Below are 17265 nucleotides of genomic sequence, written 5' to 3' on the forward strand. Positions count from 1 at the left end.
ACGAAATTCGCGCTCCTGCTCGGCAGGTTTTCCGGGGCTTGGTAACCGGGGGCTATCGAATCCTGATCGGGACTTGGATCGACGCCTTGCTCCGATCAGTTGTGAGACCAGCAGGTGACGTGAACATGTACGAAGGAAACGAGACCTGGTGAAGACATTCAACGAATCCGTGAACACTGGCGGCGATTCGGTCGATAATTCCCTTGCCCGGACGGAGCCCGCGAGTGCGAGGACACCTCTGCTGCGGCTCGAGGGCGTCAGTGTGCGCTATCGCAACCATCAGGTCGTACATGACATCTCGCTGGACGTCCATTCCGGCCAGGTTGTCGCCCTCATCGGCCCCAGCGGTGCCGGCAAGAGCAGCCTTCTGCGATGTATCAACTTCCTCGAGATACCTGCCGAGGGAACCGTACACCTGGCCGGACATCGGGTCGGTTTCGTACAGCGCGGTGACCGTTTCGTAGCAGCCGGTGCCCAGAAACTGGCCGAACACCGACGCGAAGTCGGCATGGTTTTCCAGCAGTTCAACCTCTTTCCCCACCTGTCCGCTGTCGAGAACGTGATGCTTGCCCAGGTGCACGCGCTGAAGCGATCGCAGGGTGAGGCGAGGAAACGAGCCCTGGAGGAGCTCGCACATGTCGGCCTCGCGGACAAGGCGGACGTGCTGCCCGCGAAGTGCTCGGGTGGACAGCAGCAGCGCATCGCCATCGCCAGGGCTCTGGCGATGGACCCGAAGCTGATGCTTTTCGACGAGGCGACGTCAGCGCTCGATCCGGAACTTGCCGTCGAGGTGCTGGGCACCATGCGGCGGCTCGCGTCCGAGGGAATGACCATGATCGTCGTGACGCATGAGATGCACTTCGCCGAAGAGGTGGCCGACCGGGTCGTTTTCATGGCGGATGGAAGGATCGTCGAAGAGGGGTCCGCCCATCAGGTCATGAGGCAGCCGCAGCACGAGAGGACCAGAAAGTTCCTGTCCGCGGTTCGGGGGCGATGACCTCGTGCTGCACTATCTCTCCGTTCTCGCGAACGGTATCGGCCAGACCGTCGCCATCACCGTGACGTCGTTCGTCGTTGGCGCTGTACTAGGGCTTCCTCTCGCGCTGATGCGCTATGCCGGGCCGCTTCCGGTGCGAGTGATTGGTGGGGCAGTCGTCGAAACCGTCAGGGCGATCCCGCCGATCGTGTGGCTGTTCATCGTCTTCTACGGGATCGGCTCCGGAAGTGTTCAGTTGAGCACCTTCGCGGCAGCAGTCATCGGGCTGGGGATCATCGCGGCGGCCTACCTGTCCGAGATCTACCGCGCCGGGTTGAAGGCGGTGGCCCAAGGCCAGTGGGAGGCAGCCCAAGCGTTGGGCCTGCCACGCCTTGCCATCTATCGCAAGGTGATCTTCCCTCAGATGCTGGGCGTCGTCATCCCGCCCTCTGCCACCTATGCCATTGGTCTGCTCAAAGACAGCGCGATCGCCTCGATCATCGGAGCGACGGATATCACCTTCTATGCGACCCAGGAGACGCAGGCGACGTTGCAGGGGCTCTCCATCTTCGGTCTCGCCGCACTCCTCTACATCGCTTTGAGTATCCCCATCGCCGCGACTTCCCGGATCACCGACCGGAAGCTCACCGAGAGGCTGGCGCGCTGATGTCTTCCTGGAACGAATTCTTTCCCCAGTTTCTCCCGGGCTTGTGGGTGACCCTGAAGCTGACATGTGGCGGCCTGCTTTTCGGACTTCCGCTCGGCGTCGTACTGGCCGTCGTCACCACCTCTTCTTGGCGACTCGCCAAGTGGGCGGGGATCGCGATTGTCGAACTCGGACGCGGGACCCCGGGCCTCATCGTCCTGTATCTCGTCTATTACGGCCTGCCGCAGGCAGGACTGACACTGCGCGACGTCACCGCGGCCACCGTCGCCCTGAGCTTCACCACCAGCGCGTACACCAGTGAAATCTTCCGCGCCGGTCTCGTCGCTGTCCCGCAGGGCCAGCGGGAAGCCAGCCGCGCACTCGGGCTGACCCCTTGGAAGGAACTGCGCCTGGTCGTCCTGCCGCAGGCGCTGCGCATCGTGATCCCGCCCCTGATCGGTTTCGCGATCATCCTCTACCAGGGGACCTCGCTGGCCTTCGCCATCTCCGTACCCGAGCTTCTCAGCCGGGCTTACAACGCCGGGTCGATCACTTTCCAGTACGGCTCCGCCCTGGCCCTTGCCGGTCTGATGTACGCCGTCGTCTCACTCTCCGCAACGGGCCTGGCCGGCTGGACTCGCTCTCGCGCCATCACCTCTCACTAACAGTCCGCTCCACTCTCCTCCACCCTCACCACCCCGTAGGAGTAAGAATGTCCGCCAGCATCAGACAGACGGCCGCCGCGGTCGCCCTTCCCCTCGCCCTCGGCATGACGCTGACCGCCTGCGGCGCCGACACTGGCAGCAGTGGCGCCGCGGTCAAGGCCGGCTGCAAGCCGATACACACCTTCTCCACAGTCCAGGACAAGCAGCTCACCGTCGCCGTCTACGTCTCGCCTCCCTACAGCGTGCAGAAGCCCGGCGGCGTCTTCGGCGGTGTGGACGGTGACATCATCCAGCGGATCGCGCAGATGGAATGCCTCAAGCTCGTCGAGAAGCCCGTTGCGGGGGCAGCACTGATCGAGAGCGTGAAGTCCAAGCGTGCCGACGTTGCCCTCGGTGGTATTTACCGCACCCCTGAACGTGCTCAAATCCTCGGGCTCACCAGCACTCTCTACCGGGACGGCATGGCCTTCATCGGAAAGAACAAGGCGACTACCATCGAGGACGTCAAGGGGAAGACCGTCGGGGTCATCCAGGGGTACCTGTGGAACGCCGATCTGCAAAAGGTGCTCGGCAGCAGCCACGTCAAGATCTACCAGAGCTCGGACGGCCTGGTGTCCGACCTCAAGAACGGCCGTCTGGACCAAGGCGTGCTCACCACCTCGGAGGCGGGCTACCGAGCACAGCAGAACCCGGCAGCGAAGCTGCAGGTGGGTCAAGTCGCCCCCGACGCACGTGTAGCAGCGTCGACTGCGCCCGGCGAAGTGGTCTTCGCACTCACCAAGGGCAACACGAAAATGCTGGAGGCGTTCGACGAGGACATTCAGGCGCTGCTGAAGAACGGCGCCGTCGCCAAGGCCCTGACCGGAAACGGTATCTCCGCGTCCTCCGCCGGCAGTTGAGGCGACGAGGCATCCCGGGCAGGCAGCAAGGCCACTGCGGCGTGAGCGACCACTGTGTCGCTCACGCCGCTGGCTTTTCCCACGCTTCCAACCCGCCCGGCACCAGAGCCTTGTTGTCCGACCGCGCAGTTCGGCTTCGACTTGCGGCCAACCAGTGTCTGCCCCGACGCAGCGCCCGCGTCGCCCAAAGGACCGAGATCCGGAGCGGCCGCGCCGACGTACCCATCAGCGCCTGGACAGCATCGAGCACCTGCCAACTCGCCCATGAACATGGGCTTTGAAGGATTGTCGAAACAGGTACCGCACTTTTAGAACATCGGGCTGTCGAGTTCGGGTGGTGGACTGACGACCATGAGGAGTGGAACCTAGCGACAGGAGCTCAAAAGTGACTGGGTACTCTCACATCGTCATCGGAGCGGGAGCGATCGGCTCGGCCACCGCCTACCGGCTTGCCGCCCAGGGAGCCCGGAAGGTCTTGGTGGTCGAGCAGTTCGATCTCATCAACACACTCAACTCCTCGGGCGACCACTCACGTATCATCCGCCGTGCCTATCACGACGATGCCTACGTCAACCTGACCTCGGCGATGTTCTCGGCGTGGGAAGAGATCGAGCACCTCAGCGGCCTGACCATCTACACCAGGACAGGCGGTCTCGACATGGCGCCGGCCGAAGGTCGGGGCGCTGCGGAACTGGAGGCCTTCAAGCAGCCTCTCCGTAACGCAGGTGTCCCCTTCGACGAGTTGAGTGCCGAGGACATCCGGGCAGAATATCCGCAGTGGACCATAAGTGATGACACCGTAGGGTTCTTTCAACAGGACGCAGGAATCGTCGATATTCGAAGGTCCGTCTCGGCGCACACCTCGCTTGCTTTGTCGGCCGGCGTGGAGTTCCTCGCCCGGACGAGAGTCGAAGGCATCACCGTTCGGGACGACTCCGTGACCGTGAGGACCGCCCAGGGTGACTTCGATGCGGATCACCTCCTGGTCGCCGCGGGATCCTGGACGGAGGAACTTCAGCCAGACCTCCTGGACTTCCCGCTCGTGCTGTCCCAGGAGCAGGTCAGCTACATCGCCGCGCCACATCTACGGGACTTCCTCGCAGACCGGTTTCCCGTCTGGAGCTACCACGGGTCCGAGTTGTACTACGGTTTCCCGGTGTACGGCGAGGCGGCCATCAAACTGGCTCGCGACATGCGGGGCCATTTCATCGAGAGCAAGGACCGCGTGTTCGAGGGCGACGAGAAGGAAGCCGACGTGCTGCGTGCCTTCCTCTCCCAGCACCTGCCGCGAGCTGTCGGCCCCACCCTGGTCAACAGGACGTGTGTCTACGACATGGCACCCGACCGGGAATTCATCCTCGACACCCTCCCCGGACGTCCGCACGTCGCCGTTTTCAACGGCGCGGGTCACGCAGGCAAGTTCGCCGCACTGATCGGGAAGATCCTTGCGGACCTTCTCACCGACGGCACCACCAAGCACGACATCGGCGCGTTCAGCCTGCAGCGGCCGGCGCTGACCGATCCGGGTTTCCAGTCCGTCTTCCGCCATGGGGCGTCGTGACGACACCGCGCGGCCACGTTCTCCTTCACCAAGCCGTTCACCGCGACCACGCGCAGGGACATGCCGCATGGGCAAGAATGATTTCCAAACCGTCGTCGTCGGTGGCGGTGCGATCGGCAGTGCCACCGCATACTGGCTTGCCGTCAGAGGCCAGACCGATGTGCTCGTACTTGAGCAGCACACCACCGGACATGGACTCGGCTCATCCGGCGACCACTCCCGCATCATCAGGCACAGTTACCACGACACCATCTACGGTCGTCTGACACATCGTATGTACGACAACTGGGCGAGGTTGGAGCGGGAGAGCGCACAGGGCGTCTTCGTGCGGACGGGCGGCCTCGATATCGCGATCGACGGGACTCCCGGGGCCGACATCATCGACAACTACCGTCGCGTCATGGCGTCGAACGAGATCCCTTTCGACACACTTGACAAGAAGCAACTCGGTGAGCGTTTTCCGCAGTGGAACATCCTGGAAGAGGAAGTCCGGGCCACCTATCAGGAGGACTCCGGCCTCATCGACATCCGCCGTGCCACACTCACCCACCTGGCACTGGCCGAAAGCCTAGGCGTGATCGTGAAGGAGAACACGGCGGTCCAGGTCATCGAGAGCTTCCACGGAGGTGTGCGTATCGTCACCGGGGACGCTTCCTACACCGCGGACAAGGTGGTCGTGGCCATTGGGTCCTGGGTCGACCAGATTCTCGGACCACTCGGCCAGACCTGGAACACAACCATCGCCGAGGAGCAGATCGTCTACGTCCGGACGCCCCATGTGAAGGACTTTTCCGTCGGGAGATTCCCCGTCTGGGGATGGCACGGGGACGATCTCTTCTACGGCTTTCCCACCTACGGTGAGGTCGCTGTCAAGATCGGCCGTGAAAACCTTCGCCGTTTCGTGACGCAGGAGACACGCAGCCCGGACCCGCACGAAGACGAGACCGCGGTATTGCTCGACTTCCTCAAGGAACGCCTGCCCACCGCGGTCGGGCCCGTCCTCTACGCGAAGACTTGCCCGTACGACCTGCCCCCGGACCGCCACTTCATCCTGGATTTCCTGCCGGGTCATCCCGGCGTTGTGGTGGGGAACGGGGCGGCCCACGCCGGCAAGTTCGCCGGCCTGCTGGGCGAGATTCTCTCTGAACTCGCCGTCGACGGCAGGTCGTCGTTTCCCATCGAGCCGTTCCGCGCTGACCGCCCGGCGCTCAAAGACCCGGGCTGCATCCCGGACTTCACGCTGAAGGGCTGATCATGGCACCGAGGAACCCAGAGCTCGGCACGCCGGTTCACCATGACCCGTGCATCGGGCCCGCGCCGAAGGCGGTACGGGCCCGAGCCGGAACTCGTCCGGACCGATGCCTGACGTGTCGGCGCCGAACGAGAGGAGCCTCAGGAAGACGGTCCCGGGCGGAGTTGTCAGCCAGAGGTGGAAGCGCCGCTCTCGAGGGCTGTGTAGACGACGAATATCTTGCGCAGCCGTTCGTGGACGATCCAGACTCCGGTCCAGCCCAGCGGGAAGTAGGCCGTGTCACCTGCGCTCAGCACGACGGGCTCCCCATCATCTTCGGTGACGGTCATGCGCCCCTCGACAACGGTGATTACCTCGCCTCGGTTCAGGAATTCCCAACGTGACGTGCCGGGTTCGGATTCCCAAGTACCAGAGATGATGTGATTGTCGTCGCTCTTGTAAGCGACACGGCTCCTGACGGTGATAGGGCCTGACAGAGGCGTGGCGCTAGGAGGCGCGAGAAGTGCTTCGTCGAGTTGTTCGGACGAGAGATCCGCTGCGCGGAATACCGTGGTCATGAGGGTGTCCTCTCCGTGAAGAAAAATCGAGCACCAGATGCCTTACTCCGGGCCAGTTGAGGCCCCTTCCGTCGGTAATTCAGAGGCGCGACGGTGTATTGAAGGCAGCCCGGATCATCGTTGCAAGTGATCCGTCCTGCGCGCGAGCAGCAAATGTTGGAATCTCAGGCCAGTCAGTTCGACATACGTCGAAGACGTTGGGCCGCCCGTCCGGCGGTGTGCGGGGCGTTCGGCTGGCTGACCAGACCACAGGAGTCGCCTCGGGCGGACACCTTCAACCGGCCGCACACGGGAGACGCGGCACCCCAAGAGTTCAAGAGTCGGAAGCGCAAAGAAATGGAGCCAGACCAATGTCCCAAGAAGTACGCGGCGTCATCGCATTCGGAAAGAAGGAGCCGGTGCGTGTAGAGACGATCGTTGTCCCGGACCCTGGGCCCGGTGAGGTCGTGGTGAAGATACAGGCGTGCGGGGTCTGCCACACCGACCTGCACTACCGCGAGGGAGGTATCAGCGACGACTTCCCCTTCCTGCTCGGCCACGAGGCAGCGGGGATCGTGGAGTCGGTCGGGAATGGCGTGACCCAGGTGATGCCCGGCGATTTCGTGATCCTCAACTGGCGTGCGGTGTGCGGGCAGTGCCGCGCATGCCTCCGCGGCCGGCCGTGGTATTGCTTTGACACCCATAACGCCAGGCAGAAGATGACACTCACCGATGGCAGGGAACTGTCCCCGGCGCTGGGCATCGGAGCGTTCGCCGAGAAGACCCTTGTGTCGGCCGGTCAGTGCACCCGGGTCGACCCTGCGGCATCGCCTGCGGTTGCCGGGCTGCTGGGCTGTGGCGTCATGGCCGGTATCGGGGCGGCCATCAACACCGGCAACGTCGGCCGGGGCGACAGTGTCGCCGTGATCGGGTGCGGCGGCGTGGGCGACGCCGCCATCGCCGGCTCCCGGCTGGCGGGTGCGGCGAAGATCATCGCCGTCGACATCAATGAGAACAAGCTCCTCAGCGCCCTGAAGATGGGTGCCACCCACATCGTGAACTCCGGCACGACCGACCCAGTCGAGGCGATCCGCGAGCTCACCGCCGGTAACGGCGCGGATGTCGTCATCGACGCCGTCGGCCGCCCCGAGACGTACAAGCAGGCCTTCTACGCCCGTGATCTGGCCGGGACGGTCGTGCTCGTAGGTGTGCCCACACCTGAAATGATGCTCGAACTGCCCCTGCTCGAGGTCTTCGGACGCGGCGGCGCGCTCAAATCGTCGTGGTACGGAGACTGCTTGCCCTCTCGTGACTTTCCGATGCTGATCGACTTGCACCTGCAGGGCCGACTGGATCTGGCCTCCTTCGTCACGGAGACGATCGCACTCGACGACGTGGAGAAGGCGTTCGAGCGGATGCACCACGGCGATGTGCTGCGCTCGGTGGTGGTGCTCTGATGGCAGCCCGCATCGAACGTCTCGTTACCAGCGGTCAGTTCAGCCTGGACGGCGGCACCTGGGCTGTCGACAACAACGTGTGGATCATCGGCGACGATGCCGAGGTGATCGTCATTGACGCGGCCCATGACGCCGACGTGATCGCCGCCGCACTGGGCGACCGCAGGCTGCGCGCGATTGTGTGCACGCACGCGCACAACGATCACATTGACGCCGCCCCCGCTCTGGCTGCCCGAACGGGAGCCCCGGTCTACTTGCATCCGGACGACCAGATCCTGTGGAAGCAGACGCACCCCGAGCGGGACCCCGACGGCTTTCTCACCGACCGATCCCGCCTCCGGGTGGCCGGTATCGAGCTGACCGTGCTGCACACCCCCGGCCACACGCCTGGAGGTATCTGCTTGTACGCGCCCGATCTCGACACCGTCTTCACCGGCGACACCCTCTTCGCCAGTGGCCCTGGCGCCACGGGACGGTCCTTCTCGGACTTCCCTACGATCATCCGGTCGATTCGCGACGTATTGCTGGCACTGCCGCGGGACACGGTGGTGCGCACCGGACACGGCGAGTGCACAACGATCGGTGAGGAGGCTCCGAACCTCCAGACGTGGATCGCACGCGGTCACTGAGCCTTTTCCGTCCGCCAGCACGAACAGGGCGCGCAGGAGCTGGGTCTCGGCCACCCTCGAGTGCGTCTACCTGGCCGTGGACCGAGTTCACCGTTCGCCACACAGACCAGCTCTTCCGCCACCAGAGATGGCATCCGCGGCGGCGGCCGTATAGCGAGGTCCGGGACCACCAGCGCCTCAGATTCAGCGCGTTCGTAGCGAGTCGACCAAGTCGTCGATGTAGGCGCGGAAGTCGGCGGCCATGTCGATGCTTTCAGGGTCGAGCAGCCATTGCAGCTGGAGCCCGTCCATGACGGCGATGACCTGGCGGGCGATCCGGTCCGCGTCGATATCGGGGCGGAGTTCACCGGATGCCACGCCTCCGCGCAGGCTGTCGGCCGTGGTGCGGCGCAGATCGCGGTAACGCCGAACCGCCCAGGGAGCGGCTGGGTGGCCGTCGGTGACGGCCTCGCCCGTGAGGACGGTGAACAGGCGTGTCAGCTCCGTCGTGCGGGAGTTGTGGTCCACGATCCGGACAGTGTCCTCGAGGCCGGCAACGCCCTGCGGGCTGCCCTCGGACTCCCGGCGCTCGTTCTCGATGCGGTCACGCTCGCGAAGGATCTCGACGAGCAACTCGTCCTTGGTCCCGAAGTGGTGCCGCAGGCCGGTCTCCGAGATCTCGCAGCGCTCGGCGATCCGCGCCATCGAGGTGCCGCGGTAACCGCGTTCAGCGAACTCCAGCAGGGCGGCGTTGAGGATGCGCTCGCGTCGCACCTGCCCGACCGCGTACGACCCGCGGCGATTTTGAGGCTTACGGGTACCGGTGGCTGCTGCGGAATCCATGGTGAGCAGCATAGCCATCAGAATATAACGCAATGGTAACAATCAGTGGACACCCACTGTTTTGACGAGCTGGCCCGCCTCTACCGTCACCGCATCCGTTCACGAAAGGGCCCCACGTCAATGACCCTCGTCTCGTCCGAAGCCGAGCTGCACCGGCGGATCGCCCACCTCACACTGGAACGGCGGGTCGCCGTGCTCACCGGAGCCGCTGACGGCTGGAGCACCCTGCCGCAGCCGGACGCCGGGCTTCGGCGGCTCGTGCTCTCCGATGGCCCGCGGGCGTCCGCGGTGGGGGCTTCGGCGGGGACACGGTCTCGCCGCTGTTCCCGAACCCGACCGCGCTCGCCGCTGCCTGGGACGAGGAATCAGCTCACCGGGCCGGTGAGCTGATGGGCACGCAGGCACGGGCCATGGGCGTGGACTGGCTGCTGGCCCCGGTCCTCAACCTGCACCGGTCGCCCTTCGGCGGGCGGCACTTCGAGTGCTTCTCGGAGGACCCTCGACCCTCTGCTGACCGCACAGATCGCGGCGGCCTACGTACGCGGTGTGCAGTCGGCCGGGGTCGTGGCCACGGCCAAGCACTTCGTCGGCAACAAGTCGGAGACCGAGCGGCTGACCTACGACTCGCGGATCGACGAGAGAACGCTGCGCGAGGTGTACCTGGCACCGTTCGAGACCGTCGTCCGGGCCGGGGTCGGGGCGGTCATGGCCGCGTACAACTCCCTCGACGGCACGCTCGCCACCGAGCACCGCCGACTGCTGACCGAGCTGCTGAAGCAGGAGTGGGGCTTCGACGGCGTCGTGGTGTCCGACTGGCACGCCGCCCGCTCCACCGAGGCGACCGCACTGGCCGGTCTCGACCTCGTCATGCCCGGCCCGGACGGGCCGTGGGGGAACGCGCTGGTCGAAGCGGTGCGGGATGGCCGGGTACCCGAGGAACTGATCGACGACAAGGTGCTGCGTCTGCTGCGTCTGCTGCGGCTCGCCGACCGGGTTGCCGCGAAGCCGCCGGCAGCCGTGCGCGCGGACGCCAGGCGAACGCTGCGTGATCTCGCCGCCCGGGGCATGGTGCTGCTGCACGACCGCGGGCTGCTGCCCCTGGACGAGGCGTCGATCGGCCGCGTCGCCCTGATCGGCCCCAATGCCGTCCGGCTCACTGCGCAGGGCGGCGGCAGTGCCCAGGTCCTCCCTGAGCGCGTCGTCCAGCCGCTCGACGGACTGCGCCGCGTTCTCGGCGAGGAGGCCCGCATCGACCTGCAGCCGGGGGTCCTGACCCACCGCAACCTGCCCCGGCTGCCCAGCGAGTCGACCCCCGACGGCGTATGTCTGGAGTTCCTGGACCGAGCCGGGAACCTGCTGCGTTCCGAGCACCGGTCCAAGGCCCACGTCGTGCTGGAGGACGACACCCCCGCGGGCACCGAAACCGTGGTGCTGCGCACCCGCGTCGTACTCCCCGAAGACCCCGAAGACGGCCCCCACCGGCTGTCCGTCTACGGCGGCGGCGCCTTCACCTGGCACGTCGGCGACCGTGAGCCGCTCACCTTCGACCTGCCCGTGCCCGAGCGCGACCCGCTCTCACCGCTGGTCGAGCCCGCCGAGTTCCGTACGCACACGCAGGGCGCGGCCCAGGAGGTGCAGGTGCGGCTGGAGTACACGTACGACGAACGCGCCCACTGGCACATTTTCGGCCTCGGTCACCTCGCACCCCACCCGCCCGAGGACGAGCTGCTCGACCGGGCGGTGGCCGCCGCGCGGGACGCCGACACGGTCGTCCTGGTCATCGGCACCACCGAGGAGTACGAGAGCGAGGGCTTCGACCGCGACACCCTCGCCCTTCCCGGTCGTCAGGATGAACTCGTCCGCCGCGTCTGCGCGGCCAACCCGCGCACCGTCCTCGTCGTCAACGCGGGCGCCCCGGTACTCATGCCGTGGGCCGACCTGCCCGCCGCTCTGCTGTGGGCCTGGCTGCCCGGCCAGGAGGGCGGCGACGCACTCGCCGACATCCTGACCGGCCTGGCGGAGCCGGGAGGCCGGCTGCCCACCACGTTCCCGGCCGGGGAAAGCGGCCTGCCCCGCGTCCGCCCGGAGGACGGAGTCCTCTCCTACGACGAGCGGCACTTCATCGGTTACCGGTCCCGGAACAAGCCGCTCTTCCCCTTCGGCCACGGCCTCGGCTACACGACATGGGAGTACGAGACGCTCGCTGCCAGGACACTGGACGACGGCGCCCTCGCGGTCGACGTGACGTTGCGCAACACCGGCGCCCGACCGGGCCGCGAGGTCGTCCAGGTCTATCTCGAGTCGCCCGCCGAACCCCCTCGGCTGATCGGCTTCGCCGCCGGCGAGGTCCGGCCGGGCGAAACCGCCCCGGTCCGCGTCCGCACCGGCCCGCAGGTGCTGCGTCGCTGGACGGACCGAGGCTGGGCGCCCCCCACCGGCGCCCACCGCATACTCGTCGGCAGGTCGAGCGGTGACATCCGCCTGACGGCCGACGTGACCCTCACCACCGCTCGCGCCATCCCTGAAAGGCACCACCATGACAATCGACGGTGAGACCGCCACCGCTCCGGAGACCGTCAGACCCTCCTCGCCCCGCTCCTTCCGCCTCGGACCGCTGTATGCGACTGTGCCCCTGGCCAACCTCGTGGTCTATGCCGTCTGGACCGTCGTCCCGGGCTTCCTGCTCCCGGTCACGGTGCAGCACCTGACCGGTTCCACCGACGTGACGTCCCTCGGTATCGCCAGCACGCTCGGCACCATCGCGGCGACCCTGGGAAACCCGGTCTTCGGTCAGCTGTCGGACCGCACCCGCTCCCGGTTCGGCCGCCGTACGCCGTGGATGGTGGCGTGCGCCCTGGCCGGCGCGATCATGCTGCTGCTGCAGTCCGCCGCCTCCAGCATCACCATGCTCGGCATCACGTATGCCGGGACCAGCCTGATCATCAACGGCTTCCAGGCCGCCATGACCGCCGTCGTCCCCGACCGTTTCCCCTCGGCGAAGCTCAACGTGGCCTCCGCGCTCATGGGTGTCGGCCTCAATGCCGGCGTGCTCACCGGATCGCTGCTCTTCACCTTCTTCCCGGGCTTCGCCGGCCCCAGCGGCTACTACCTGATGGCCGGACTGATCGCCGTGACCGCCTTCGTGTTCGCGGTGGCGAGCCCGGACGCCGACTCGCGGGACCTGCCTCGTGAGCCGTTCCGCCTCGGCCAGTTCCTGCGGAACTTCTGGATCAGCCCGCGCAAGCACCCCGACTTCGCTTGGGTGTTCCTGGCCCGCGTGCTGCTCATGCTCGGCTACTTCATGCTCTTCTCCTTCTTCTTCTTCGCCCTCCAGGACTGGGTGGGTCTGTCCCCTGAACAGGCTGTCACCGCCGGCGGGACCTTGTTCGCAGTCAACGGTGCCGCGTCCGTCGTCGGTGGCCTGGTCACCGTTCCGCTGGCCCACCGCTACGGGCGTCTCAAGATTTTCGTGACAGCATCCGGCATCGGGCTGGCGCTGTCGTTGCTGATCCCGCTGCTCATGCCCAGCTACTCCGGCATGGTGATCTACGCCTTGGTCGGCGGACTCGCCTTCGGCGTCTACATGGCCGTCGACACCGCGCTGATCAACAAGGTCCTGCCGCATGCCGAGGACGCCGCCAAGGATCTCGGCATCATGAACATGGCCAGCGCGTTCCCGCAGGTCCTCGCCGCCTCGCTCGGAGCAGTCCTGGTCAACACGGTGGGTTACGGCGGCCTGTTCGCGGCCTCCGCCCTGATCGCCGCCGCCGGCGCCCTCGCCGTCCTCCCCGTACGGAAGATCCGCTAGCCGCCCCGAGACGCCGGGGATGTCACCCCGACACGGGCCGACATCCCCGGGCTCTTCATCGCTCCTACGGAAGGCATTGCCCGGCCAGGATCATGCCGACGCGGCAGCGGGCAGCCTGACCACGCACCTCACCCGACCCCACCAGGAACGAGCCGACCATGAGCACCGCCTTCGTCGGGCACATCATCGTCCGCACCGACCGCGGTCCCGTCCGCGGCGAGGCCCGAGGTACCGGCATCCGCTTCCTCGGCATCCCCTACGCAAAGCCCCCGGTCGGCGAGCTCCGCTTCGCCGCGCCCGAACCGCCCGAACCCTGGACCGAGCCGCTGGACGCCACCGCGTACGGCCCTACCGCGCAACGGCGCCCCTTCGCCGAGGTCACGACCATCCCGGAACCGACGATCCCCGGCGCGAGCACGCTGAACCTCAACGTCTTCACCCCCGACGCTTCCCCCGATGCGCGACTGCCGGTGCTCGTGTGGATCCACGGCGGTGGCTTCGTCGCCGGGTCCGCCGCCAGCCCCTGGTACGACGGCGCAGCCTTCAACCGGGATGGCGTCGTGCTCGTCTCTCTCGGCTACCGGCTCGGCATCGAGGGCTTCCTGCACCTCGCGGACGCCCCCGACAACCGAGGTGTCCTCGACTGGATCGCCGCCCTCAGCTGGGTACGCGACAACATCACCGCCTTCGGCGGCGACCCGGCGAAGGTCACCGTCGGAGGGCAGTCCGCGGGCGGCGGCGCCGCCCAGACACTGCTCGCCACGCCCTCCGCCAAGGGTCTTTTCCGCGGTGCGATCTCGGCCTCCGGCGCCGTGATGCAGCCGCAGGACCCGTCGGTGGCGCGTGCCGCCGGCCGACTGTTCACCACGCGCACCGGGCTGCCGGCCAGCACCGCCGCGCTGCGCGACAGGACCGACGACGAGATGCTCGCTTTCCAGGATGCTCTGAATGCTTCCGGCCCGGACCGGGATGAACTGCCCATGCTGGTGCTGGCACCCTTCGCCGATGGCGAGTTGATCCCCGAACCGGTCATGGACGCACTCGTCGCCGGCGATGCGGGCGCGGAAATCCCGCTGCTGCTCGGCTTCACGCGGCACGAGTTCAACGGTGTGACCTTCCCCGACGCTTCCGAGGAAGCGGTACGCGGAATGCTCGCCGCCATGGGGCTGGACGAGGCCCGCACCCGTGCCTTCATCGAGCTCCGGCACGGGATGACCCCGCCCCAGCTGATGGCCCAGGCTGTGACTGACGCCACCTTCCGCGCCCCCGCGCTGGCCATCGCCGAAGCGCGGGCCCGACGTGGACTTCCCACCTGGCTCTACGAGTTCGCCTGGAAGTCCACCGCACCAGGCGTGGAGGGGCTGGCCTTCCACTGTCTGGACCTGCCGTTCGCCTTCGACTTGCTACACGCCGAGGCCGTTCCCGCGGCCGCGGGCGACAACCCGCCGCAGCGCCTGGCCGACGCGGCGCACAGCGCTTGGGTCTCCTTCGTCCGCGACCTCGACCCAGGCACGGCCTGGCCGGGCTACACCTGCGAGCGACGGGAGACGATGGTGTGGGACGCGGAGCCTCGGGTGGAACGCGACCGGCTGCGCCCGGTGCGCGAGATCTGGCCGACCGCAACGTCGGGGTCATGACCGTCAGGGGGATCCGGCGCAGTGTCGGCCGTCGGTGCGGTGCCGAGTCCGGAAGACGTCAGGCCCGCGGCCTCCAACTCTGCCGTGTCGAGACGCCGTACCAGTGAGCGGTGGCATAGTCCCTGAGCTCTGGCCGAACGCCCTTGAGGCCCTGGGCTCAGGCGGGGCGAGGGTCGGCAGTGTTGTGGTGCTGCGCCGACCGGAACGCTACTCCGCGTAGTAGGTGGCGTCCTGTCGGTCGAGCGTGGTGCTGACCGACTGGACCGTCGGCGGAGTTGGCGAGGCCGGCGTATCGCAGCGATCCACCGATGCCCGACCGCTGCCGGAGTCGAGGATCACCGGACGAGAAGCCGACGCAGCTGGAACCACCCGCTCCGCGATGTCAGAGGCCGATGTGTCGTTCCAGTAGCGGCCGGACGCTGAATGGCTGCACCTCGAGCAGGACGATGGCCGTGTTGGAGCGGACAACCCCCGGCGCTTCGAGCAAGAGGTTCGTGATGCGGTGCAGGTCCTCGGTGTTCCGGGCGACAACGCGCGCGAGCAGGTCGCCGTCGCCGGTGGTGACGAGCAGCTCGACCACCTCGGGAATGCGCAGGATCGCCTCACGGGTGGGCTGCCCCACGCGCTGGCTGATCGAGATCGTGATCAAGGCCAGCAGGGGATAGCCCAGGCCCGCGGGGTCCACGCGCCGACTGGGCTCCCTCAGTTGGCCGCTCTCCTCCAGTCGCTTCAGACGTGCCTGAACGGTGTTGCGGGCCAGACCAAGCCGATCGGCCAGGGCAACCGTCGTGGCCCGTGGGTCTGCGTCGACCGCCAGGAGGATCCGGGCGTCGAGGGCGTCAACGTTTCGCATGGTGCTCAGTATGACAGGGCTCGGTCGCATCGGATTGAGCATTCTGCGCATGAAATCTACTGAATGTTGTGCATTCTGGTGTGTCCTTTTAGGTTGCCGCCATGCAAAAAGCTCAATGCGGTAACACGCCAGCTAACAAGGTGCCTCACGTCGGCAATCGGGTGTGGGGTGATGAGGACGAGGTCGTGAGGGCTGTCATGGACTACGCCCGGCGGCGCATCCTGCGCGCTCCGGATCCGGTCGCGGGGGCACGCTCCGCCACCGAGCTCGCCCTCGCGGCCGGTACGGCCATCACCCCGTGGGGAATCGGCGCTGCCACGGCCCTCAAACTGTTCGACCAAGTCCTGGCACCCGCCACCCGTGCCCAGAGCGGGTCGGCGAACCTGGCGTACATCCCGGCGGCTCCCACCCGTGCCGCACTCGCCTTCGACGCGGTCACCGGCGCGGCGAACATCTTCGCGGGCACCTGGGAGTCCGGAGCCGGCGCCATCCACGCCGAGAACGAGGCGTTGACCTGGCTCACCCAGCTCCTCGGCTGGCCCAGCACCGCAGCGGGATGCTTCGTCAGCGGCGGCACCATGGGCAACATCTCCGCTCTCATCACGGCTCGCGCCGCTGCCGCCACATCTGGCCCCCGGCCGGCGGACGGCTGGAAGATCGTGTGCGCCGACAGCGCCCACTCCTCGATCAGGTCCGCAGCGCAGGCCATGGACGTCGAGGTCGTCACCGCACCCGTGGACCAGCGGGGACACCTCACCGGAGCCGCCGTGAACACGGTCCTGCGTTCCACACCCGGCGTGTTCGCCGTGGTGGCGACCGCCGGGACCACCAATGCCGGCCTGATCGACGACCTCGATGACATCGCCGACGCATGCGAACGCCACCACGTGTGGCTGCACGTCGACGGCGCCTACGGCGGAGCAGGACTGGCCGCACCCAGCGTTCGGCACCTCTACACCGGCATCGAACGCGCCGACAGCTTCATCGTCGACCCCCACAAGTGGCTCTTCGCGCCGTACGACTGCTGCGCCCTGCTCTACCGGGATCCCGCCGCGGCACGCGTAGCGCACAGTCAGTCGGCGCACTACCTCGACGCCATCGACCGAGACGTCCACAACCCGGCGGATCTGGCCCTCCACCTCAGCCGCCGTGCCCGCGGTCTGCCGCTCTGGTTCAGCCTGGCCGTCCACGGAACCGAGCGGTACACGAAAGCCGTGGAACAGACACTCACCACCAGCCGACTGGTAGCCGATGCCATACGCGCCAGTGACCATCTCCGCCTGACGATCGATCCCGAGTTGTCCGTCGTCCTCTTCGAACGCCCTGGCTGGGGCCCACAGGACTATGCGTCATGGTCCGCCTGGGCCGCCGAGACGGGCACCATGCTGTGTGTGCCGACACAGTGGGACGACGCAACAGTTCTGCGCATGGCCTTCGTCAACCCGGACACCCGTGCCGACGAAGTCATCGACGCACTCCTCACGCTCCGCTAGTGCTCTGACTGTGTAGATTCGCTGGGTCCTT

15 protein-coding genes and 1 pseudogene are annotated in these 17265 nt (G+C 66.9%); 13 read left to right on the forward strand and 3 right to left on the reverse strand.

Annotated features, from left to right (window positions below; translation table 11 throughout):
- Positions 1–148: 148 nt before the first annotated feature.
- The 6 genes from AQJ91_RS27160 to solA (AQJ91_RS27185) all read left to right on the forward strand — a co-directional run bounded on the left by AQJ91_RS27160 (position 149) and on the right by solA (AQJ91_RS27185) (position 5999).
- Positions 149–997, forward strand: coding sequence for an amino acid ABC transporter ATP-binding protein (locus tag AQJ91_RS27160; protein WP_324618031.1), 849 nt, complete (start codon positions 149–151; stop codon positions 995–997).
- Between the two features lie 4 nt (positions 998–1001).
- Positions 1002–1643 (forward strand): amino acid ABC transporter permease, encoded by a 642-nt coding sequence (locus tag AQJ91_RS27165; protein WP_067026706.1) that lies wholly within the window; start codon positions 1002–1004, stop codon positions 1641–1643.
- Positions 1643–2287 carry an amino acid ABC transporter permease gene (locus tag AQJ91_RS27170; RefSeq protein WP_067026708.1) on the forward strand — a complete coding sequence of 215 codons (645 nt, stop codon included), beginning with the start codon at positions 1643–1645 and terminating at the stop codon, positions 2285–2287. The genes AQJ91_RS27165 and AQJ91_RS27170 overlap by 1 nt, the downstream gene beginning before the upstream one ends.
- Before the next feature lie 104 nt (positions 2288–2391).
- The gene (locus tag AQJ91_RS27175) at positions 2392–3186 is read left to right on the forward strand and encodes a substrate-binding periplasmic protein (protein WP_067026872.1); all 795 of its coding nucleotides are present in this window, start codon (positions 2392–2394) and stop codon (positions 3184–3186) included.
- Between the two features lie 385 nt (positions 3187–3571).
- Positions 3572–4747 (forward strand): N-methyl-L-tryptophan oxidase, encoded by a 1176-nt coding sequence (solA, locus tag AQJ91_RS27180; RefSeq protein ID WP_067026710.1) that lies wholly within the window; start codon positions 3572–3574, stop codon positions 4745–4747.
- Positions 4748–4814: 67 nt separating this feature from the next.
- A complete protein-coding gene (gene solA, locus AQJ91_RS27185) occupies positions 4815–5999 on the forward strand; it encodes an N-methyl-L-tryptophan oxidase (RefSeq protein ID WP_067026712.1) in 1185 nt (394 codons plus the stop codon).
- A 167-nt stretch (positions 6000–6166) separates the two neighbouring features.
- Here the strand turns inward: solA (AQJ91_RS27185) and AQJ91_RS27190 are convergent, their stop codons facing one another.
- Entirely contained in the window at positions 6167–6556 is a 390-nt protein-coding gene (locus AQJ91_RS27190; RefSeq protein ID WP_067026714.1) for a cupin domain-containing protein, read from the reverse strand.
- A gap of 350 nt (positions 6557–6906) precedes the next feature.
- Here AQJ91_RS27190 and AQJ91_RS27195 point away from each other — a divergent pair, with 350 nt between their 5' ends.
- A complete protein-coding gene (locus AQJ91_RS27195; protein WP_067026716.1) occupies positions 6907–7992 on the forward strand; it encodes an S-(hydroxymethyl)mycothiol dehydrogenase in 1086 nt (361 codons plus the stop codon).
- Positions 7992–8621 carry an MBL fold metallo-hydrolase gene (locus AQJ91_RS27200; RefSeq protein WP_067026718.1) on the forward strand — a complete coding sequence of 210 codons (630 nt, stop codon included), beginning with the start codon at positions 7992–7994 and terminating at the stop codon, positions 8619–8621. Before AQJ91_RS27195 ends, AQJ91_RS27200 begins: the two co-directional genes overlap by 1 nt.
- 183 nt (positions 8622–8804) lie before the next feature.
- On the opposite strand, the gene AQJ91_RS27205 is transcribed toward AQJ91_RS27200, so the two are convergent.
- Positions 8805–9443 carry a TetR/AcrR family transcriptional regulator gene (locus AQJ91_RS27205; protein ID WP_067026874.1) on the reverse strand — a complete coding sequence of 213 codons (639 nt, stop codon included), beginning with the start codon at positions 9441–9443 and terminating at the stop codon, positions 8805–8807.
- A gap of 320 nt (positions 9444–9763) precedes the next feature.
- Between AQJ91_RS27205 and AQJ91_RS57435 the strand changes: the two are divergent.
- From AQJ91_RS57435 to AQJ91_RS27220, 4 genes and pseudogenes are all read left to right on the forward strand, one after another.
- Positions 9764–9877 (forward strand): annotated as a pseudogene (locus AQJ91_RS57435) (hypothetical protein); the annotation flags it as partial.
- Positions 9878–9953: 76 nt separating this feature from the next.
- Entirely contained in the window at positions 9954–11996 is a 2043-nt protein-coding gene (locus AQJ91_RS56035; RefSeq protein ID WP_267891241.1) for a beta-glucosidase, read from the forward strand.
- The gene (locus tag AQJ91_RS27215; protein WP_067026720.1) at positions 11980–13251 is read left to right on the forward strand and encodes an MFS transporter; all 1272 of its coding nucleotides are present in this window, start codon (positions 11980–11982) and stop codon (positions 13249–13251) included. The genes AQJ91_RS56035 and AQJ91_RS27215 overlap by 17 nt, the downstream gene beginning before the upstream one ends.
- A 158-nt stretch (positions 13252–13409) precedes the next feature.
- Entirely contained in the window at positions 13410–14888 is a 1479-nt protein-coding gene (locus tag AQJ91_RS27220; protein ID WP_067026722.1) for a carboxylesterase/lipase family protein, read from the forward strand.
- Positions 14889–15270: 382 nt separating this feature from the next.
- Here the strand turns inward: AQJ91_RS27220 and AQJ91_RS27225 are convergent, their stop codons facing one another.
- Positions 15271–15792, reverse strand: coding sequence for an Lrp/AsnC family transcriptional regulator (locus tag AQJ91_RS27225; protein WP_234382961.1), 522 nt, complete (start codon positions 15790–15792; stop codon positions 15271–15273).
- A 134-nt stretch (positions 15793–15926) separates the two neighbouring features.
- Between AQJ91_RS27225 and AQJ91_RS27230 the strand changes: the two genes are divergently transcribed.
- Positions 15927–17234, forward strand: a complete 1308-nt coding sequence (locus tag AQJ91_RS27230; RefSeq protein WP_234382965.1) for a pyridoxal phosphate-dependent decarboxylase family protein — start codon at positions 15927–15929, stop codon at positions 17232–17234.
- Positions 17235–17265 lie beyond the last annotated feature (31 nt).

It is taken from the genome of Streptomyces dysideae, assembly GCF_001514305.1.
GTDB classification, from domain to species: domain Bacteria; phylum Actinomycetota; class Actinomycetes; order Streptomycetales; family Streptomycetaceae; genus Streptomyces; species Streptomyces dysideae.